Below are 19,724 nucleotides of genomic sequence, written 5' to 3' on the forward strand. Positions count from 1 at the left end.
GAGGTGATCCGGGTGCTCATCGTGGACGACGACCCGCTCGTCCGTGCGGGGCTGACGATGATGCTGGCGGGCGCGGACGACCTGGAGATCGTCGCGGACGTCGCGGACGGCGCGGAGGTCGTCGCGGCCGTGAACGCGCACCACCCGGACGTGGTGCTGATGGACATCCGCATGCCGCGCGTGGACGGCCTGGCCGCGACCCAGCTGCTGCGGTCCCGCCGCGAGCCGCCCGAGATCATCATCCTGACCACGTTCGACACCGACGACCACATCCTGCGGGCGATGCGCGCGGGCGCGAGCGGCTTCCTGCTGAAGCACACCCCGCCGCCGGAGATCATCCGGGCGATCCGGCAGGTCGCGGCCGGGGAGCCGATGCTGTCCCCCGCGGTGCTTCGCCGGATGATGGGGTACGTCGCCGAGGCGGGCGTCGACCCGCGGCAGGTGCGGGCGCGGGGCCTGCTCGACCGGCTCAGCGAGGGCGAGCTGGCCGTCGCCACCCGGGTCGGGCGCGGCCTCACCAACAGCGAGATCGGCCGTGAGCTGTCGCTGAGCGTCGCGACGGTGAAGGCGTACGTGTCGCGGCTGCTGGCGAAGCTGGAGCTCAACAACCGCGTCCAGATCGCACTGCTCGTCCACGACGCCGCGCTCGACGGCTGACCGCCGCCCCGACCGCTTCCATCGACCTCGGTCGATCATCCGCCGACTTTCGGACGTTTCGGAGATCCCGGGCGGAAGGCGAGGCTGGGGGCATGATCGAAGTCGAGCGACTGACCAAGCGCTACGGCCCGGCCACGGTCGTCGAGGACGTGAGTTTCGTGTGCCGCCCGGGCACCGTGACGGGCTTCCTCGGGCCGAACGGCGCGGGAAAGTCCACCACGATGAGGATGCTCTGCGGGCTGACGCCCGCGACGTCCGGGACGGCGACGGTGCTCGGGGTGCCGTTCACCTCCCTGCCGAACCCCGGCCGCCACGTCGGCGTGCTGCTGGACGCGTCGGCGCAGCACGCGGGCCGGACCGGGCGGGAGACCCTCGCCCTGACCGCGCGGATCCTCGGCGTCCCGGCGGCGCGCGCGGACGAGATGCTCGACACGGTCGGACTGGCCGGGAAGGCCGCGGGCCGCCGGGTCGGCGACTACTCGCTCGGCATGCGGCAGCGGCTCGGGATCGCGCAGGCGCTGATCGGCGACCCGTCCGTGCTGGTGCTGGACGAGCCCGCCAACGGCCTGGACCCCGAGGGCATCTACTGGATGCGCACGCTGCTGCGCGACTTCGCCGACCGGGGCGGCGCGGTGCTGCTGTCGTCGCACCTGCTGCACGAGGTGGAGGCGGTCGCCGACACGCTCGTCGTCATCGCGGGCGGACGCGTCGTCGCGAGCGGCACCAAGTCCAAGCTGCTCGCGCCGTCCGGCCGGACGTTCGTCCGCGCGCTGGACCCGGCCGCGCTGTACAGCGCGCTGGTCGGCGCGGGCCTGCCGGTCGTCCGCCGCGAGCCGCCCGCCGACGGCGGCGGGGAGGCGTTCGTCGTGGAGGCCCAGGGCGAGGCCGTCGGACGGGCCGCGGCCGCGTCCGGTGTCGTCCTGCTGGAACTTCGCCAGGCCAGCGGGGGCGGCCTGGAGGAGCTCTTCCTCACCCTCACCGGCCGGCAGACCGGCCCGGCGACGACCCCGTCCGTTCCGCAGGAGGCCCTCCGATGACCGTGCTGGACCTCGCGCAGGCCCCGGCGCGCCCGCCGCTCACGCGGCTCGCGCTGGTCGAGCTCCGCAAGATGACCGACACCCGCGCGGGGCGCTGGCTCCTGGCGATCATCGCGCTGGTCGCGGTCGCGACGGTCGTGGTGTTCATGTCCGTGCGACCGGCCGACGAGCAGTCGGCGGGCCAGTTGTTCGCGCTGTCGCAGATCGGGGTGGGCCTGCTGCTTCCGGTCGTCGGGATCCTCGCGGTCACCGGCGAGTGGTCGCAGCGGACGGCGCTGACGACGTTCGCGCTCGTCCCGCAGCGGCTCCGGGTCCTGACGGCCAAGCTGCTCGCGGCGGTCGTCCTCGCGACCGGGTTCGTGCTGCTCGGCCTGGCCCTGGGCGTCCTCGGCCGGGCGCTCGGCGGCGTCCTCGGGGTGTCGTCGGGCGACTGGGACCTGCCGGTCCGCGCGGTCGCCTCGATGCTGCTGGTGGAGATCGCGACGGTGCTGATCGGCGTCGCCTTCGGCGCGCTGCTGATGAACACGCCGGTCGCGATCGTCCTGTACTTCGTCCTCCCGACGGTCTGGACGACGGTCGGCTCGATGGTGAAGGCCCTGCGCAGCGCGTCCGCGTGGCTGGACACGAACCGCGCCTTCGAGCCGCTCACCGGCGACACCCCGGCCTCCGGGGTCGAGTGGGCGCGCGCGGGCACGGCCGTCGCCGTCTGGATGGTCGTCCCGCTGGTGATCGGCGCCTACCGCCTCATGAGGCGCGAGGTGAAGTAGCACGAAGCACGGAGGGGCCGCCTTTCTCACTCGAAGGCGGCCCCTCCGCGTTTCGCGCCGTCCTCGGCGGGCGTGTGCGACTCTGCTCAGGATGGACGGGCGATTCGGAGCGATTCGGCACAGTCTGGTGCGCCGCCGACGAGACGACCTCGGGTGGGCGCCCTGGGCCGTGGACGCCGCGATCTGCCTGGTCGCGGCGTCGGGGAACCTGTACCGGATCGCCACGGGCACGGTGGAGGCGGGCGGCCGCCCCGCGGACGGGTGGGCGTTCGCGATCGGGGGCGTGATGGCCGCGTGCCTGGCCGGACGCCGCCGGTGGCCCGCGCCCGTCCTGGCGTCCGTGTCGGCCCTGTGGGTGGTGTACCACGTCCTCGACTATCCGGGCGGGGCGCCCGCGGTCGCGGTGTGGGTGGCGCTGTACTCGGTGGCGGTCGCGCGGCGGCGCCGGATCGGGCTCGTCCTGGCCGGGCAGCTCATCGTGTCGGACCTGGCGGGACGGATGCGCCACACCTCGGCGGGCCTGTTCGACTCCGTCCTGGACGGGTCGACCGTGGTGTTCGTGGCGATGCTGCTGCTCGGGGACGCCGTCCGGAGCAGGCGCGCGCGCCGGGTGGAGTTCGAGGGGCGCATCGCGGCACTCGCGGAGCGCCGTGAGCAGGAGACCGCCCAACGCCTCGCCCAGGAGCGCATCTGGATCGCCCGCGAACTGCATGACGTGTCCGCGCACACGATCGCGGTGATCGGAGTGCAGTCGAGTGTCGCGGCGGAGCTGCTCGACGACGATCCCCCGCGCGCGCGGGAGGCGCTGCTGGCCGTTCGGCGCGCGACGGCCGAGGCCCTCGGAGAGCTCAGGGTGGCCGTCCGGGTGCTGCGCGACGACGACGCCGACGACACGGCCCCCGCTCCTGGGATCGACGACCTGGGGCGCCTCGTCCGCACCTACGGGGACGCCGGGCCTCGCATCGAGGTGCGGACGGAGGGCGAGGCCCGGCCGGTGCCGCGGCTCGTCGGCCTGACGGCGTACCGGATCGTCCAGGAGGCGCTGGCCAACGCCCTGCGGCATGGAGATCCCGGGACGGTCGAGGTCGTCGTCCGGTACCGTGGCGGCGGTCTTGATCTCGAGGTCCGGGACGACGGGCACGGCGCCCGGCACGACACGTCCGGCGGGCACGGCACGTCCGGCGGGCACGGGCTGCGAGGCATGGCCGAACGCGCCGCCGGGCTCGGCGGGCACATCGAGGCCGCGGCGGCCCCCGAGGGGGGATTCCGGGTACGCGCCTGGCTGCCCGTCGGAGAGATGCCATGATCCGGGTGAGCGCGTGGCCGTCCCACGGAGGAACGACATGATCCGGGTGCTGCTGGCCGACGACCAGACGCTGGTGCGGGCCGGGTTCCGGGTGCTGCTCGAACGCGCGGACGACATCGAGGTCGTCGGCGAGGCCGCGGACGGGGACGAGGCGATCGCGCTGGCCCGCGAGCACCGGCCCGACGTCGTCCTCATGGACGTCCGGATGCCCGGCACCGACGGCCTGGCCGCCACCCGCGCCGTCCTCGCGGACGAGCGGCTCGCGGCGACGAGGGTCGTGGTCCTGACTACGTTCGACGACGACGAGTACGTGTTCGGCGCCCTGCACGCGGGCGCGAGCGGCTTCCTCCTCAAGGACATCGATCCGGACGGGCTGCGACAGGCCGTCCGGACGGTGATGGCGGGCGACGCGCTCCTGTCCCCCCGCGTGACCAGACGCCTGATCTCGGCGTTCGTGGGCCGGACGGGCCGGACGCCGGTCGAGCCCGAGAGGCTCGGCACACTCACCGTCCGGGAGCGGGAGGTCGTGGCCCTCGTCGCGGAGGGCCTGACGAACCAGGACATCGCGGACCGGCTGGCCATGCGTCCGATGACCGCGAAGACCCACGTCAACCGGGCGATGACGAAACTCGGCGCCCGCGACCGGGCCCATCTCGTCGTCATCGCCTACCGGTCGGGCCTGGCCGGGCTACCGCGCACGGAGTAGCGCCCCTACCGCGAACATCGCAGAACGAAGCGTCCCCGGGGCCGACGGAATCCGGCGCGCCTTTCCGTACCGTCCTGCACATGGTTGCGAACAAGGGATTCATCGCCGGGAGCTGCCTGATTCTCGCCCCGGTCCTCCAAGCCATTTCGACGTTCTTCTGGCAGGCGGACCGCCAGGGAATCAGCACCGGCACGCTCATCGTGCTCTCGACCCCCTGCTGGATCGTCGGCCTGGCGTACATCTTCCACGACATCGAGAAACGCGTCCCCCGCTATGCGGCGATCGCCTTCCCCCTGGCGGTGTACGGCTGTGTCGGCGGCGCCTCCTTCGGCCTCCAGGGCATGTACGAGGAACTCTTCGGAGTAAGCCACGACCACACCGTCGACCTCATAGGGCAACACCCCGCCGCGGCGTTCATCACCCTGTGGATGGGAGGTCCTCTGTTCCCCATGAGCCTGATCGCACTCGGCGCCGTCCTCACCCGTATCAAATACGTCCCACTTCCCACGGGCGCCCTCATCGTGGCCGGCGGCATCATCTTCCCCCTGAGCAGAATCCCCCGCGAGGCCACCATCGCCCACATGGCCGACCTCATCCTGCTCCTCCCCTTCACCCACCTCGCCGTCCAGACCCTGAGGAACACACCAGCCAGAACGACGACACCGGCAGCCGTCCGAACAGAACACTCTTGATCCCACCGCAACATCACGGGCGTTGGGGCCCTCTGGGCCGGGGACGGACCGAGGGCCGGTCCGGTCGGCGGGATTCCGCACCGAATCGCGTGACATGCCACCATGCCTGTTCATGCTGAATTCGGCGTGATCATTTACTCTTCGGGGCGTTGGTTTCTCTCCCGCCGCTGGTACATCCTTCACGAGATGCGCGGGACGGGCGGCGAAGGTGCGGGGCACGGCCGCCCGGCGCACTCAGATGCCGGTTGACGACTTCGCCGAACCCGACGGATGGACATGAGGACTGCGGAACCCGCCCAGGCTGCCGTTCCCGTATACCGAACGAGCAAGGGAAGACTGGTCGCCGACTGGCTGTCCACGACCGACCACAAGAAGATCGGGTACCTCTACCTGATCACCTCCTTCGCCTTCTTCCTGTTCGGCGGCGTCCTGGCCTTGCTGATCCGGGCCGAACTCCTCAGGCCCGGCCTCCAGATCTTCAGCAACGAGCGGTTCAACCAGGCGTTCACGATCCACGGCACGATCATGCTGCTGATGTTCGCGACCCCGCTCTTCGCGGGCTTCACGAACGTGATCATGCCGCTGCAGATAGGCGCGCCCGACGTCGCGTTCCCGCGCGTGAACATGCTGGCCTACTGGCTGTACCTGTTCGGCAGCCTGATCGTCGTGGCGGCCTTCCTGACCCCGGGCGGCGCGGCGCCGTTCGGCTGGACCGGCTACTCCCCGCTCACGGACGCCGTGCGCTCGCCGAACGTCGGTGGCGACATGTGGGTGATGGGCCTCGCCATGTCGGGCTTCGGCACGATCATGGGCGCGGTCAACTTCATCACCACGATCCTGTGCATGCGCGCTCCGGGCATGACCATGTTCCGGATGCCGATCTTCGTGTGGAACGTCCTGCTGACCTCGGTCCTGGTGCTGCTGGCGTTCCCGATTCTCGCCGCGGCGCTGCTGGCTTTGGAGGCCGACCGCAAGTTCGGCGCGCACGTGTACGACGCCGCGACCGGCGGCGCGTTGTTGTGGCAACACCTCTTCTGGTTCTTCGGACACCCAGAGGTGTACATCATCGCGTTGCCCTTCTTCGGCATCGTGACCGAGATCCTGCCGGTGTTCAGCCGCAAGCCGTTGTTCGGCTACATCGGCCTCATCTTCGCCACCATCTCGATCGCGGGCCTGTCGATGGCCGTGTGGGCGCACCACATGTTCGTGACCGGCCAGGTATTGCTGCCGTTCTTCTCGTTCATGACGTTCCTCATCGCCGTCCCGACAGGCGTGAAGTTCTTCAACTGGATCGGAACGATCTGGCGAGGGCAACTCACGTTCGAGACGCCGATGCTCTGGTCGATCGGCTTCCTGGTCACCTTCCTCTTCGGTGGCCTGACCGGCGTCATCCTGGCGTCCCCGCCGATGGACTTCCAGCTGTCGGACTCCTACTTCGTGGTGGCGCACTTCCACTACACCGTCTTCGGCACCGTCGTGTTCGCGATGTTCGCCGGCTTCTACTTCTGGTGGCCGAAGTTCACCGGCACGATGCTCAACGAGCGGCTCGGCAAGATCCACTTCTGGCTGCTGTTCATCGGCTTCCACGGCACGTTCCTTGTCCAGCACTGGCTGGGCGCGGCGGGCATGCCGCGCCGGTACGCCGACTACGCGAGCGAGTTCACCGGGCTGAACGAGGTGTCCTCGATCTTCTCGTTCATCCTCGGCGCGTCCATGCTGCCGTTCTTCTACAACGTGTACATCACGTGGAGGAAGGGCGATCGGGTCAAGGTCGACGACCCCTGGGGTTGGGGAAACTCCCTGGAGTGGGCCACTTCATGCCCACCCCCTCGCCACAATTTCCTTTCGATCCCGCAGATCAGGTCGGAGCGACCCGCGTTCGACCTGCACCATCCCTATCTGGGTGCCCCGTCCAAGCAAGTCGAGACGTAGGGGCGCGCGCACTGGTCCGGCATCAATGGGCTTAGCCGGCCCGTGAGTCCCTTTCACGATGAGTCAAGGGAGACAGAATGAGAGAGAAATGCACAATCCTTCTGCGGCGTGCCGCCCTGCCGGGGCTGGCAGCGGTGCTGCTGACCGGGCTTGCAGCGACCGGCCAGGCGGCGGCCGACAGCGGTGACGGCAAGGCAAAGTGGCCCTGCCCGGTCAAGTGCCCGCCGAGAAAGCACGGTCGTCCCGGGCCCCCCGGCCCTCCTGGTCCTCCCGGGGCCCCTGGAGCCGCGGGACCGGAAGGACCGGCTGGCCCCACAGGACCGGAAGGACCAACGGGACCGGAAGGACCGACGGGACCGGAAGGACCGACGGGAGCGACAGGACCGGAAGGGCCGACGGGGCCAGAAGGGCCGACAGGGCCAGAAGGACCAACAGGAGCAACAGGACCGGAGGGAGCGACAGGGCCAGAAGGGCCGACGGGGCCACAGGGGCCGACAGGACCAGAGGGGCCGAGAGGACCGGCCGGACCGACGCTGCCGCCAGAGATCCTCCAGGAGACCCACACACTGGTGTCCCAGCTCAACACGGGAACCGCGACCTGCCCGCCGGGAACCTTCATCACGGGTGGTGGGCTGGTGACGCCCCTGGGAGGCAACAACCTCACCATCCAGCAGTACGCGTCCTTCCCGTCAGCCGCGAACACGTGGACCGTGTCGTTCGTCAATCCGGTTAGCACCACGGGTTCCTACAGCGTTTACGCCATATGCCTTCCCGCTACCTGAATGGGCTGACGGAGCGGCAACGAGGACCTCGGAGCTGTTACGCGAAGCGCCAGCGGGTGGCGCCGAAGGGGGTGGCCAGGGCCACGCCTACGGCGGCGTGGGTGGTGAAGCGGTAGAGGTGCCAGGGGGCCGGGCCCGCGCTCTGGGCGCTGTAGGGGGCGGTGATGGCGTCGCCGTCCCGCTCGGCGGGCCAGCCGCCGGCGGCGTAGATGTCGGCGACGCGGGCGATCTCGGCGTGGTCGGTGGTGCGGACGGCGTCGCCTTCGAGGACGAGGTCGACGCCCGGCAGCCGCATGGAGATCGTGCAGGCGGGGTTGGCCGCGAGGCGCCGCGACTTGCGGGACTCGGGGCCGCTGGTGAAGTAGAGGTGGCCTTCGGACTCGGCGGCGCCGATGCCCGCCGAGTGCGGACGGCCGGACGGGCCGACGGTTCCGAGGAAGACCGGGGTCTCCATCATCGGAAGGCCGGCGTCGAGGGCCGCGGAGACCCGGTTCCAGGGCAGTTTCGCGTCACCGTAGATGTTGAGGTCGGTCGCTTCGACGGGCTCCGGCAGCATGGTCTTCCCCCTCGTCGTCGGTTCAGGAGTGACCACCGGGTGGGCCTGAGCTCAGCGGCGGTCGCCCCTCATCCTGCCTCGGCGGCCTCCTGAGCTGCGAGGAGTTCGTCGGCGTGTCCGTCGAGCCAGTGTCCGAGAGAGCGGAGCGGGCCGTCCAGGAGGGTGCGGCCGAGCGGGGTGAGCCCGTAGTCGACGCGGGGCGGGGCCTCGGCGAACGAGCGCCGGGTGACCAGGCCGTTCGCGAGCAGCCGGTTGAGGGATTCGGTCAGCACCTTGTCGCTGACGCCGCCGATGGCGTCCTTCAGGACGCGGCGGCGCAGCGGCTCGTCGCGCAGCGCGACGATGATGAGCGGGTCCCAGGTGTGCGCGAGGAGTTCCAGGCCCGCGCGGAGCCGGCAGTCGACGATCAGGTCATCCGTCACGGATCCATGGTCCCCGATTCGAAACGTACCGGACGGTGCGTTTCGGAATGCCTACGTTGGCCCCTCCGACCAGCGAGGGAAGGCTGAGAGATGCGCATCGGGATCATCGGGACGGGCCACATGGCGAAGGCGCTCGGGACGGCCTGGGTCCGGGCGGGACACGACGTGGCGATCGCGGGCCGGTCGCCGGGCAAGGCGCAGGCGCTCGCGGACGAGTCGGGCGCGGGCGCGGTGCCTCTGGAGGAGGTCGCCGTCGGACGCGATGCGGTGCTGGTCGTCGTCCCGTGGGACGCGGCCGAGCACATGGTCGCCCTGGCGGACGTCCCGGACGGGACGGCCCTCATCGACGCGACCAATGCGGTGGAGCACGGGGTCGGCACGCTGGTCATCGGGCCCGGCGAGTCGATGGCGGGACGGATCGCGCAGGCCGCGCCCGGCGCGCACGTCGTGAAGGCGTTCCACACGTTCCCGTTCATGCGGTGGACGCAGCCGTCCGAAGGCCGTGCGCCAATCGTCCTGATGTGCGGGGACGACCCGGGCGCGCTCGAGACGGTCGGTGACCTCGCCCGGGACCTGGGCGGGGAGCCGGTCGTCCTCGGCGGGCTGGACCGGGCCCGGCAGTCGGAGGAGGTCGCCGGATTCATCATCGGAATGGCCTTTGCCGGACATGATCCGTCCGCCGCGGTTCCCGCTGCCTGACCCTTCGCCGACTACGGTGGGCGGGCATGACGGTGCAGCTCCCCGACACGGTTCACTACCGCGACCGGGCGTACTCCCTGACGGGGAAAGAGGGCGGCGGGCTGTTCGACCCGCCCGCCCACGGCCTGAAGCCCGCCTGGATGTCGACCGGCTGCTACCGCGGCTTCCTCTGCGAGTACGCGGTGGCGGACGGCGCGCTCGTCCTGACCGGCTTGGAAATGGGCACGAAGAGCGAGGCACCGGCGCTGTTCGGAGTCGAACCCTTCGAGGGGATCCACGGCCCCCGCTACGAGGGCCTTCACGCACCGGTGCCCTTCACCGGACGGCTGCTGCTCGGCGACGAATTCGACTTCGGGCTGTACGTCCCCATGGGATATCCGAGCGCGTGGAAGTTCGAGGAGGTGTGGGAGCTGGCCTTCGAGGACGGCCGCCTGACCACCGCACGCGACCGCTCGGAGGACGCCGCGCGGCGCCGCGCCGACCCGCGACCCGGTGACCTCCCACCACCCCGCGACGACCACGAGGCGACCCAAGCCTGGATCGAGCGGGTCTTCACTCTCGGCTTCGACCTCTGACCGCGGGCGGCGTCCGCCGCCGGCGACGTGTGCCGGTCACTGGTCGCCGGGGCGGATGCCCGCAGGTCAGGGCGTGGCGGCGGCGGGCTGTCAGGCTGCGGAGGTGGCGTCCGTGCGTCGGGGAGCGGGCGTGGTCGGGCGCAGGCGGCCGTCCTGGACTTCGACGATCTGGTCGACGGCGGTGAGGTGCGTCCGGTCGTGCGTGACCAGGACGGTGGCGGTGGCCTTCTGGTGGGTGAGGGCGGTGACCAGGTCGATGATCGCCGCGCCGCGCTCGTGGTCGAGCGCGCTGGTGGGTTCGTCGATCAGCAGCACGGTGGGATCGTTCATCAGGGCGCGGGCGATGTTGACGCGCTGGCGCTGCCCGCCGGACAGCTGGTGGGGACGCCGGTCGGCCTCGCCCGCCAGGCCGACGGCGTCCAGCAGCTCCCGGGCCCGGTCACGGACGCGGACCGGGCGGCGGCCGTCGATCTGCGCCATGACCTGCAGTTGCTCGACGGCGGTGAGCGAGGCCAGCAGGTTGGGCTGCTGGAACACGATGCCGATCTTGTGGCGGCGCAGCCGGGCGAGGTCGCCGCGGCTCATGCCGGTGGTGTCGGTCCCTTCGACGGTGACGGTTCCGGCGTCGGGGGTGATGAGCGTGGCCGCGACCGCCAGGAGGCTGGACTTGCCCGATCCGGACGGTCCGACCACCGCGGTGAGGGTGCCCTTGGGCACGTCCAGCGACACGTCGTCGAGGGCGGTCAGGCGGGAGCGTCCGTCAGGGTAGGTGAGGGTGACGTCGGTCAGGTTGAGGCTCATCGGGCGCTCCCCAGTGCGGTCAGCGGGTCGACGGAGGTGATGCGGCGGATGGACAGCGCGGCGCCGAGCATGCCGAGCAGGATCATCACGCCCGCGGGGAAGAGGAGGGTGACGGGGCTGAGCAGGAACGGCACGGAGCCGCCCGCGACCAGCGCCCCGAGGGCGGCGGCGATGCCGGTGCCCAGCAGGGTTCCGCCCACCAGCAGGATGGCGGCCTGCCCCAGGGCGTCGCGCAGGAGGCCGCCCGTGGAGGCGCCCAGGGCCTTCAGCACCGCGATGTCGCCGCTGCGCTGGATGGTCCAGACGGTGAAGAAGGCGCCGATCACCAGCGCGGAGATGGCGAACAGGAATCCGCGCATCAGCTGCAGCGAACCGTTCTCCGAGGTGTAGGAGCCGATCGCCGAGACCGAGCCGTCGCGCGAGAGCGTCTTGGTGCCCGCGGCGCGGTCGGCGGCGGCCACGTCGACGTCGCCGGTGGTCTTCAGGGCGATGACCGTCGCGGTCGGGCCCTGCCCGGCCCCGGCGGGCGGCGCGGTCTTCTGCCAGACCGGCAGGCTGGTCCAGATGACGGGGGTGTGGCTGAACGAGGCGTCCCCGCGGACGGCCGCGACCTTCAGGCGCTGCCCGGCCAGGGTGACGGTCTGCCCGGGCTGGACGGCCAGCTCGTCGGCGGCGCGGGTCGACACCACCACCGAGTGGTCGTCGATCGTGCCGCCGCCGGGGGCGAGCGCCGATCCGGGGGTGACGCCGAAGGCCGACACCGCGGCGCTCTTGCCGCCGGCGGTCGCCTTGGTCGTGGTGATGCCCAGCGGTTCGGCGCTGGTGACACCCGGGGTGCCGGCCCACCGGCGCCACTGCGCCTCGGTGACGGTGGAGTTGGTGTAGGACAGGCTCTCGCCCCCGCCGGGCGCGCTGAAGGCGATCTTGTCGGCGGGCAGGCCGGTGATCGCCGAGATGTTCTGGTCGCCGAGCCCCGCGGTCAGGCCCGACAGCAGGCCCACCAGGAGCGTGATGAGGACGATGACGGAGCCGATCAACGCGAACCGGCCCTTGGCGAACCGGAGATCTCTCCAGGCGACGAACACGCTGTGGCCTTCCTTCGGATCGAGTGGACGTTATGCCTCCACCCTGGCCGTCGCGGCCGTCCACCGGATCTGGCCGGGGACAGGACCTGAGGGGCCGAAAGCAGGCACTGCGGTTGTAACTTTCGATGGAGGTCGCTTGACCCCGCCGTGGCTAGGCTGAAGGGGCTGTGAACCCTGCCGCCCACACCCCGACCCCGCGCGCCCTGGAGTGGTGCCTGCACCTGCTAGCCGTCGCGCTCCTGGCGTTGGCCCCGGTGCGGGCGCTGAGCAACGGCGAGCCGCACGCCTCCCTGATCTTCGTGGTGGCCGTGATCTGCGCGGCCGTGTACGCGGCGGGCCCGCTGACGCCCCGGGTACGCCGGTCGCGGCGGGCCGCGGCCGTGTGGCTCGCGGCCCTGAGCGCGGCATGGCTGGTCCTGCTGGTCCTGACGGCCGATGGCGTGTGGGTCGCGTTCCCGCTCTACTTCCTCCACCTGCACCTGCTGCCCCGCCGCGTCGGGCTCGCGGCGACCGCGGCGACCGCCGCCGCCGCGATCACGGCCGTCGCCGCCCACAACCACCAGTTCACCCCGGCGGTGGCGATCGGCCCGACGCTGGGCGCGGCCGTCGCGGTGGCGGTGGTGTGGGGCTATCAGGCCCTGTACCGGGAGAGCGAGCAGCGGCGCAGGCTCATCGAGGAGCTCACCGCCACGCGCGCGGACCTGGCCGCCGTCCAGCACACCGCCGGTGTCCTGGAGGAGCGGCAACGCCTGGCCCAGGAGATCCACGACACCCTCGCCCAGGGCCTGTCCAGCATCCAGCTTCTCCTCCGAGCCGCCGAACGCTCCCTCCCCCGTCCCGCGAGCCGCTCCGCCACCGCGCCGGGCGACACTTCGGCGGGCACGTCCTACGGATCGTCCGCCGACGACTCGCTCGACAAGGTCGCGCGGTACGTCGACCAGGCCCGGCAGACCGCCATGGACAACCTCGCCGAAGCACGCCGCTTCGTCGCCGCCCTGATGCCGCCGTCGCTGGACGACGTGTCGCTGGCGGGCGCGCTGGAACGCCTGTGCGCCGCCACCTCGGCACGGCATCCGCTCACCGCGCGGTTCCACCTCACCGGCTCGCCGCTCCCGCTGCCGACGGCCTACGAGGTCGCGTTGTTGCGCGTCGCGCAGTCGGCGCTGGCCAACACCGTCCAGCACGCCGAGGCGGGCAGTGTGGACGTGACCCTCAGCTTCCTGGGAGACCACGTCGCCCTCGACATCGTCGACGACGGCATCGGCTTCGACCCCGCCCTGCCCACGGCCACCGCCGTCAGTGGCCCGTCTCGTCCGCCGTCCGCGTCCTCTACCACCCCCATCGGTGGGAGCGGTTTCGGGCTGGCGGCCATGCGGGCACGGGCGCGGGCCCTGGGCGGCACGCTCACCGTGGAATCGAGCCCCGGCCTCGGCGCCGCGCTGGCGGTACAGCTCCCCCTCCCCCAGGCCCCGGAATCACAACCCGCTCCCCGGGAGACCGGCCGGCCTTCAGAGGGCTCGCAGGACGACCCGGACACCGACCCCGGATGGGGGCGCACCCGTGACTGACGTTCCCATCCGGCTGCTGCTGGCCGACGACCATCCCGTCCTTCGGGCCGGGCTGCGCGCCCTGCTGGAGACCGAGCCCGGCCTGGAGGTCGTGGCCGAGGCCGCCACGGCCGAAGAGGCCGTTTCGCGCGCCGCGGGCGGCGACATCGACGTGGTGCTGATGGACCTGCGCTTCGGCAAGGGGATGGGCGGAGCCGAGGCGACCGCGGCGATCACCCGCAGACCGGACGCGCCGCGCGTCCTGATCGTCACCACCTACGACTCCGACGCGGACACCCTGCCCGCCATCGAGGCGGGCGCGACGGGCTACGTCCTCAAGGACGCCCCGCCCGAGGATCTCACCGCCGCCGTGCGGAGCGCCGCCGCCGGGCGCACCGCGCTGGCCCCCACCGTCGCGGACCGGCTGATGAACCGGCTGCGCACACCCGCCACCTCGCTGACCCGCCGCGAGACCGAGGTGCTCGCCCTGGTCGCCGAGGGCCTGTCCAACCAGGCCATCGGCCGCAGGCTCCACCTCACCGAGGGAACCGTGAAGTCCCACCTGGCCCGCGTCTACGCGAAACTCGACGTCGACTCCCGCACCGCCGCCGTCGCGGCCGCCTCCGCCCTAGGCCTCATCCACCGCTGACCCCACCCCCATCCCCTGACCGCCGTCCATGCGGTCGATCGGGTCGGGGTCAGGAGGGCGGCGCCAGTCCCAGGGCCTCGCTGGCGGCCAGGATGTTCACATAGTCCCGGAAGTGGACGATCCGTCCTTCGCGGACCGTCATGACGACGATGTTGGGAAGCGCGAAGTCGCGTCCGGTCGCATTGGAGAACCCGACGGCGACCCGCTCGACGACGATGACCCCGGGGTCGGTGGTGTCGCGCACCACGACGTCGCGGTAGGCGTCGTAGCGGAGCGGGCCGTCCTTCCAGTTCGCCTCGAGGAAGGCGCGGATCGCCTCGCGTCCGCGCAGCTCGGACGGGATGTCCGGACGGCTGAAGGGGAACTCGTGCACGGCGTCCTCGGCGTAGAGGTCGACCATGACGTCCAGTTCCTTGTCGATCGAGGCCTGCTGGTAGCGCGCCAGCACGTCGCGCGGTCCGGCGGTGGTGCCCTTCGAGTCAGTCACGAGCCCTCCTCAAAGATCGGAAACGCCGTTCGTCAAGCAAGCTAGCAAGCTCGCCCGGACGGCGGCGCGTGCTGTGGGCGCATGGGAGGGGACCCCCGGGTGCCCGGGGGTCCGTTCGGAGTTCGCTACTTCCCGGCGGGGGCGCCGGTCTTGGACGGGGTGGGCGGCGGCGTGGGGTCGCCGAGTTGCGAGACGTGCACGATGGGCTTGGCAGGCAGCCTGTCCTTCAGCCAGTAGGCGTCGAAGATGGCATCGACGCCGCCCGGACGGCGGTCACCTCGGTGGACGATGACGTGCGTGCGGTCGCCGTCCTGGACGACCAGGTGCGAGCCCTTCAGAAGCTTCTGCAACTTCAGCGCGTCGGCGTACGGGGTGGCCGCGTCGTTGGTGGCCTGGAACAGAAGGATGTTCTTCGGCAGGTTCCGCGTCTGGCCGACCTTGACCGGCGTTCCCGGCTTGGCGCCCCAGAACATGCACGGGGCGTTGTACCAGGTGTTGTACCAGGTCGAGAACGGCGCGATCCGGTCCATGCGGGTCGCGTCCGCCTGCCACTTCCGCCAGTTCTTGGGCCATTGCACGTCGGAGCACTGAATGGCGTGGTAGGCGGCGAACTCATTGTCGTCGCTGCCGCCGATGGTGTTGGAACCGAAGGTTTCGAGGAAGGTGTTCAGGTCGCCGGTCTTGTAGGCGGAGAGGCCGACGGCGAGGCTGTGCCACACCCCCTGGCTGCGCTTGTACGCGGCGTTCTGAAGGGTGTCCAGGAGTTCGGGCGCGCCGACCGCGGTGCCGTTCTTGACGACGGGCGCCTTGGCGAGCCTGGCCTCCAGGGAGTAGTAGAAGGCCCGGACGGCCGCCTTGGTCTTGCCCAGGTGGTAGCGGTCGTCGTATCGGGCCAGCCAGCCGAAGTAGTACTCCATGTTCTCGTTGAACGCGATGTTCTGGGGCTTCTGCGCGCCGTACCAGACATTGGCCGGGTCGACGTTGCCGTCGAGGACCATCTTGCCGACGCGCTTGGGGAACATCGTCGCGTAGACCGAGCCGAGGTAGGTGCCGTAGGAGCCGCCGTAGTAATTCAGCTTCTTGTGGCCGAGGGCGGCTCGGATCGTGTTCAGGTCGCGAGCCGAGTCGGTGGTCTTGGAGTGGTCGAGCAGATTCACCGGGGAACCCTTGCCGTACTTACGGGCGCAGGCGTCCGCGTACGCCTTCGACCGCTTCAGCCAGACCGCGATGGACGTGGCGTCCCCGTGGCCGTAGGCCGGACGGGGTGCGTTGCCGTAGTCGGCATCGCATGTGAGCGCGGGCTTGCTGAAACCGATGCCGCGCGGATCGAACCCGATGACGTTGTAGGCCGCCTGCATCGACGGGGAGTTCAGCGCGTAGAAGGCGGGGGCGAACAAAGCGCCGCTGGCCCCCGGGCCACCTGGGTTGACCACGATGTCCCCCTTGGCCTTGCCCTTGCCCCGGTGTGGAAGCCGGGTCAGCTGGAGCGTGATCTTCTGCCCGTTCGGACGGGCGTGGTCCAGCGGGACCTTCAGCTCCGCACACTGGATGATCTTGGACACCGTGACCGGGCCGACGCGGTCGAAGGCCGTCGCGCCCTTGACGATGGGGGTGGCGCAGCGATGCCACTTCAACCCCGCGGGACGGAAGGCGTCGGACGCGTCGGTCACCGCGGCCGTGTCCGTGGCCGCCGCGACCAGACCCGTGACCGCGGAGGGACCTGTGGCCACGAGTACACCGAGTCCGGTAATGCCTAGACCGCCCGCTGCGACCACGGCGACAAGCTTCTTCACGAATCCCCCGATTTGCTTCGAATGCTGTACCAAGCAAAACGGTAGAACGTAGCGCTCCCTTCGCCCATGCGGCTGGCAGCCGAGCCCCCGGTAGGGCTAACCCCACCGTCACACTGACCGTTCGTGCAGCGACACATGGAGACCGGCGAAATGTGAGTACTGCTCACCAACTGGTCATTCGGACCTTCGGTCGTGAACGTAGACAGCGTGGCCGTAGGAGCCTTCGGGTTCCCTGACCAGGAGCGGAAGAAGGCGGCGTGTGGCAGCCGCGACCGGCTCGGAACGAGTGGTGGCGTCGTGTGCCGCCTGATCAACCCACAACTGCGTCATCCAGATCGTGTCCGGGTCCTCGGGGGCCGTGTTGACGCTGTAGTTCAGCAGGCCACAGTCATCTCCACCGGCCCGGGCGCATTCATGGAGCAGCGCGATCAGATCGTCGCGCCGTCCGGGCAGGGCGGTCATTCGTCCGTAGACGCTGAACATGTTCGTGCTGGACATGCCTTCACCCTTCGCCGAGTTCGTCGACGCGCAGCCTACGCGGGCCCACCTTGCCTAATATGACACGAAAGGCACGGCCGTTCCGTCCTCGGCCAGAAGCGTCACCGACCACGCTTTCCCGGCGACGCCGAACCCTTGCGGAGTCGTTCCCGGTACGGGAGTACTGGTCGGCTCCCCGTCGGTGTCGACCTTGTCGATGAAGTACCGGCCCGACCTGACACCCGAAAGCCCGGGAAGCGGCTTGGTGGCGACAAAGTGGTCGCGCCTCCCCGGATAACTCATCCGGACGCGTACAACCGAGGACGGCACCGGCCCAAGGATCAGAAACGATCCCCGGGGACCTGCACCGATGGTGTAGTAACCGCCGCCCGGCCTGCCGTCGAACTCACAACCCCCGGCGATCTGCTCGCCGCGCGACATGACGTTGAGGCACAGCCGCGCCTTGAAGCCGGATGCGTGACGCTGCTCGGTTCGGGCCTCCAGGGTCCAGCCGTCACCAACGGTCAGCAGAACGGGCTTGCTGAGCTTGCCGTCACCCGTGTCACCCCCGGCCCCACAGGCGGTGCATGTCCCAGCCGCACCGCCGAACAGCACTACCGCCCCAGCACCGATCCAAAGCGCGCGCCTCACATGTCTCCCTTGGGTTGTCAGGAAAGCAGGATGGACCAGTTCCCGCGCCTTGGCCAGGGCTCCGACGTCCACCGCAGCCGGGTCGACGCCGCATCAGAGGTCGTACGCGCCGTCCTTCACGAACCGAGGAAGACAGGAATGCTTTCAGGCCACCAAGAACGAGGTCGGCCTGGAGCATTACCAGGTCCGCAAGCACACCGCCTGGTACCGGCACGTCACCTTGGCCATGGTCGCCCACGCCCACCTGGCCTTCCTGGCCGCCGCCCCACCCTCAGACCCCGGCGCCCCACACCCCGGCGACGGTGGCGAGGCGGACGACAACACCGCGCACGCCACGGCCGTGTTTCACTGCGCGGCCACCAGAGGGGTCCGCCCGTCCCGACCTCACCGTTCGTCGAACGCCGTGGCCGCTGGGACGCAATCCTGAGAAGCCGGCCAGGCGAGAAGCAGGTCAGGCGAGAAGCAGGTCACTGGTAGAAGATGACGATCCGTGTAGGCAGGTCACTGTCCCATTCGATGTTGACCCGGAATATGACGCCGCCCTGGTAGGGCGCCACGTTGTGGAGCGTCATCCGCGCCCTTCCGATCATCGGGTTGCCGCTGGTGTTCAACTCAGTGATCGAGCCGACCACCAGGGTGGACGGTGTGAACCAGCCTGCCTGGACATTGACGAGGAAGTCTCCGGACCCGGTGAAGTCGACCCAAGTGGTCGCCTGGTTGAGGCCGCGCTCGGTGTCGAACTCGGTGCCGGGCTCGGCGGCAACGTCGATCTTCTTGTGGGTCATCGCGGTTTCCCTTCGTTGCAGGTTGCGTCCGCGTCACGAGCAGCGGCGCCGAGGCGAGCGGGTGGGGGGGGGCCGGGGGCCTCGATGCCAGAAGAAGGCCCCACCAGAGAAGAACCCGTTCGCGTGAACCACCCGCCGTGCGCCGCCTGATGGCCGGGGCGGTCGAGCGCAGCGGCAAGGGACTGCGGCCCTGGCGATCGTCCACCGGCCCCGCTGGACGGAGAACAGGCGCCATCACCGGTAGGACCCGACAACTGACGGACGAACGTTCACACCCGGCCGCATTCCCGCCGGTCCACCCCGGGTATCCCGGTGACGCGCCAACCTTCAGCAGAGCTGAGCAAAGCCGACGATGCCGCCGGACGTTCGCACTGAACGAGCTGATGGTCGCCCCCACATGGCAGGGCCAAGGAGTTGCTCACGCGCCTCACGACGACCTGCTGAGCCGTCCGCAGGAGCGCGCGACGCTGCTGGTACTCGAAGGCAACGACTCGCCTCAGCGCGCCTACGCTCGCTGGGGCCGACGGAACAATCGGGAAGGCTCAGCCGTACAAGGACTCTCCCCACTGCGACATGTTGATCACTGACCTGCAGAGCAGAGCCTGATCGGCACCATCGCCTCGCAGAGGCGGCGGCACGACCAGGACGCGCAAGAACAGCACACACGCTCTGTGTCCCGCCGGAGATCGGCAGGCCGTAGTTCGTGTGCGCCGAGTGCTCTTGGTGCCGGTCGGGGGGCGAGTGACAGGGGTCTGGTCAGTGCGGCCGGAGGTCAGGCGACCATCCTGAGGAACACGAGCGCCGCGCCTCCGGCGAACGCGGCGCTGAGCAGCAGGTTCATGACGCTGCCATCGCGCTCGTACCCGTCGACCTCGACCCGCTGGGGCCTGGCCGGGTCGTACAGGACGCCCACCTTGCTGCCGGGCGATGCCGCCGGCCACTGCGGCGGGTGGGCCTTTCCGACTCCGGATTCGACCTCGATCCGTTCCCCGCCGCGGGGCGTGAAGGCGACGACCGGGTAGAACCGGGAGTCGCCATCGGAGTAGGTCTGCTCACGTATCCGGACGAGCTCGCCGTCGGCCCGACGCCCCCGCAGGCTCAGTCGCAGATCGACCCACGCCCCGATGAGGGCGCCCAACGAGAGCACTCCCAGCAGAACGGTGAAGAGGCCACCGACGATTTGCTCCTTGCTCATGCGGAAAGCCTAGATCGTCCCGCCCTCCCGCAGCAGCCCCGCTGGCTCTAGGCTGGCCAAGGTGTCAGAGAACGGACGCGCCGTCCTTGGTGAAGGCGGGCCGGGCGCCGGGCCGCCTTGGGT

21 protein-coding genes and 1 pseudogene are annotated in these 19,724 nt (G+C 70.4%); 12 read left to right on the plus strand and 10 right to left on the minus strand.

Going from position 1 to position 19,724, the window contains the following annotated elements; all coding sequences use genetic code 11:
- The first annotated feature begins 3 nt into the window (after positions 1 to 3).
- The 7 genes from EBO15_RS17850 to ctaD all read left to right on the plus strand — a co-directional run bounded on the left by EBO15_RS17850 (position 4) and on the right by ctaD (position 7,097).
- Positions 4 to 657: a response regulator transcription factor gene (locus EBO15_RS17850; protein WP_378238883.1), complete on the plus strand. Its 654-nt coding sequence runs from the start codon at positions 4 to 6 to the stop codon at positions 655 to 657.
- Positions 658 to 749: 92 nt separating this feature from the next.
- The gene (locus tag EBO15_RS17855) at positions 750 to 1,694 is read left to right on the plus strand and encodes an ABC transporter ATP-binding protein (protein ID WP_122195535.1); all 945 of its coding nucleotides are present in this window, start codon (positions 750 to 752) and stop codon (positions 1,692 to 1,694) included.
- Positions 1,691 to 2,461: an ABC-2 transporter permease gene (locus EBO15_RS17860; protein ID WP_122195536.1), complete on the plus strand. Its 771-nt coding sequence runs from the start codon at positions 1,691 to 1,693 to the stop codon at positions 2,459 to 2,461. Before EBO15_RS17855 ends, EBO15_RS17860 begins: the two co-directional genes overlap by 4 nt.
- A gap of 127 nt (positions 2,462 to 2,588) precedes the next feature.
- Positions 2,589 to 3,767 carry a sensor histidine kinase gene (locus tag EBO15_RS17865; protein WP_199744621.1) on the plus strand — a complete coding sequence of 393 codons (1,179 nt, stop codon included), beginning with the start codon at positions 2,589 to 2,591 and terminating at the stop codon, positions 3,765 to 3,767.
- A 37-nt stretch (positions 3,768 to 3,804) separates the two neighbouring features.
- Positions 3,805 to 4,473: a response regulator transcription factor gene (locus EBO15_RS17870; protein WP_122195538.1), complete on the plus strand. Its 669-nt coding sequence runs from the start codon at positions 3,805 to 3,807 to the stop codon at positions 4,471 to 4,473.
- 80 nt (positions 4,474 to 4,553) lie between these two features.
- Positions 4,554 to 5,165, plus strand: coding sequence for a hypothetical protein (locus tag EBO15_RS17875; RefSeq protein ID WP_122195539.1), 612 nt, complete (start codon positions 4,554 to 4,556; stop codon positions 5,163 to 5,165).
- A gap of 276 nt (positions 5,166 to 5,441) precedes the next feature.
- Entirely contained in the window at positions 5,442 to 7,097 is a 1,656-nt protein-coding gene (ctaD, locus tag EBO15_RS17880) for an aa3-type cytochrome oxidase subunit I (RefSeq protein WP_122195600.1), read from the plus strand.
- Positions 7,098 to 7,916: 819 nt separating this feature from the next.
- Here the strand turns inward: ctaD and EBO15_RS46820 are convergent.
- Positions 7,917 to 8,435 (minus strand): pyridoxamine 5'-phosphate oxidase family protein, encoded by a 519-nt coding sequence (locus EBO15_RS46820; protein WP_122195541.1) that lies wholly within the window; start codon positions 8,433 to 8,435, stop codon positions 7,917 to 7,919.
- 68 nt (positions 8,436 to 8,503) lie between these two features.
- A complete protein-coding gene (locus tag EBO15_RS17895; protein WP_233616273.1) occupies positions 8,504 to 8,857 on the minus strand; it encodes a winged helix-turn-helix transcriptional regulator in 354 nt (117 codons plus the stop codon).
- Between the two features lie 90 nt (positions 8,858 to 8,947).
- Here EBO15_RS17895 and EBO15_RS17900 point away from each other — a divergent pair, with 90 nt between their 5' ends.
- Both EBO15_RS17900 and EBO15_RS17905 read left to right on the plus strand, forming a co-directional pair.
- Positions 8,948 to 9,556, plus strand: a complete 609-nt coding sequence (locus tag EBO15_RS17900) for an NADPH-dependent F420 reductase (protein ID WP_122195542.1) — start codon at positions 8,948 to 8,950, stop codon at positions 9,554 to 9,556.
- A gap of 26 nt (positions 9,557 to 9,582) precedes the next feature.
- Positions 9,583 to 10,131 (plus strand): hypothetical protein, encoded by a 549-nt coding sequence (locus tag EBO15_RS17905; protein ID WP_122195543.1) that lies wholly within the window; start codon positions 9,583 to 9,585, stop codon positions 10,129 to 10,131.
- Between the two features lie 90 nt (positions 10,132 to 10,221).
- Here EBO15_RS17905 and EBO15_RS17910 read toward each other — a convergent pair whose 3' ends face one another.
- Both EBO15_RS17910 and EBO15_RS17915 read right to left on the minus strand, forming a co-directional pair.
- The gene (locus EBO15_RS17910) at positions 10,222 to 10,932 is read right to left on the minus strand and encodes an ABC transporter ATP-binding protein (protein ID WP_122195544.1); all 711 of its coding nucleotides are present in this window, start codon (positions 10,930 to 10,932) and stop codon (positions 10,222 to 10,224) included.
- The gene (locus EBO15_RS17915; RefSeq protein WP_122195545.1) at positions 10,929 to 12,017 is read right to left on the minus strand and encodes an ABC transporter permease; all 1,089 of its coding nucleotides are present in this window, start codon (positions 12,015 to 12,017) and stop codon (positions 10,929 to 10,931) included. The genes EBO15_RS17910 and EBO15_RS17915 overlap by 4 nt, the downstream gene beginning before the upstream one ends.
- A gap of 167 nt (positions 12,018 to 12,184) precedes the next feature.
- Here EBO15_RS17915 and EBO15_RS17920 point away from each other — a divergent pair, with 167 nt between their 5' ends.
- Together EBO15_RS17920 and EBO15_RS17925 are read left to right on the plus strand one after the other, a co-directional pair.
- A complete protein-coding gene (locus EBO15_RS17920; RefSeq protein WP_122195546.1) occupies positions 12,185 to 13,585 on the plus strand; it encodes a sensor histidine kinase in 1,401 nt (466 codons plus the stop codon).
- Entirely contained in the window at positions 13,578 to 14,213 is a 636-nt protein-coding gene (locus EBO15_RS17925; protein ID WP_122195547.1) for a response regulator, read from the plus strand. Before EBO15_RS17920 ends, EBO15_RS17925 begins: the two co-directional genes overlap by 8 nt.
- A 49-nt stretch (positions 14,214 to 14,262) precedes the next feature.
- Here EBO15_RS17925 and EBO15_RS17930 read toward each other — a convergent pair whose 3' ends face one another.
- The 4 genes from EBO15_RS17930 to EBO15_RS17945 form a co-directional block, all read right to left on the minus strand.
- Positions 14,263 to 14,700 (minus strand): nuclear transport factor 2 family protein, encoded by a 438-nt coding sequence (locus EBO15_RS17930; RefSeq protein WP_199744622.1) that lies wholly within the window; start codon positions 14,698 to 14,700, stop codon positions 14,263 to 14,265.
- A gap of 125 nt (positions 14,701 to 14,825) precedes the next feature.
- Complete coding sequence (locus EBO15_RS17935; protein WP_158628264.1) at positions 14,826 to 16,430, minus strand: alpha/beta fold hydrolase; 1,605 nt, start codon at positions 16,428 to 16,430, stop codon at positions 14,826 to 14,828.
- A 237-nt stretch (positions 16,431 to 16,667) separates the two neighbouring features.
- On the minus strand, positions 16,668 to 16,991 hold the full coding sequence (locus EBO15_RS17940) for a putative quinol monooxygenase (RefSeq protein WP_122195549.1): 324 nt from the start codon (positions 16,989 to 16,991) through the stop codon (positions 16,668 to 16,670).
- A 54-nt stretch (positions 16,992 to 17,045) separates the two neighbouring features.
- Positions 17,046 to 17,621: a hypothetical protein gene (locus EBO15_RS17945; protein ID WP_122195550.1), complete on the minus strand. Its 576-nt coding sequence runs from the start codon at positions 17,619 to 17,621 to the stop codon at positions 17,046 to 17,048.
- A gap of 133 nt (positions 17,622 to 17,754) precedes the next feature.
- On the opposite strand from EBO15_RS17945, the pseudogene EBO15_RS46115 reads away from it, so the two are divergent.
- Positions 17,755 to 18,048, plus strand: a pseudogene (locus EBO15_RS46115) (hypothetical protein); the annotation flags it as partial.
- 40 nt (positions 18,049 to 18,088) lie between these two features.
- Here EBO15_RS46115 and EBO15_RS17955 read toward each other — a convergent pair.
- Positions 18,089 to 18,406 carry a hypothetical protein gene (locus tag EBO15_RS17955; protein ID WP_122195551.1) on the minus strand — a complete coding sequence of 106 codons (318 nt, stop codon included), beginning with the start codon at positions 18,404 to 18,406 and terminating at the stop codon, positions 18,089 to 18,091.
- A gap of 772 nt (positions 18,407 to 19,178) precedes the next feature.
- Positions 19,179 to 19,601: a DUF3592 domain-containing protein gene (locus EBO15_RS17960; RefSeq protein ID WP_122195552.1), complete on the minus strand. Its 423-nt coding sequence runs from the start codon at positions 19,599 to 19,601 to the stop codon at positions 19,179 to 19,181.
- Positions 19,602 to 19,724 lie beyond the last annotated feature (123 nt).

The sequence above is a fragment of the Actinomadura harenae genome, from assembly GCF_003696215.1.
GTDB classification, from domain to species: domain Bacteria; phylum Actinomycetota; class Actinomycetes; order Streptosporangiales; family Streptosporangiaceae; genus Spirillospora; species Spirillospora harenae.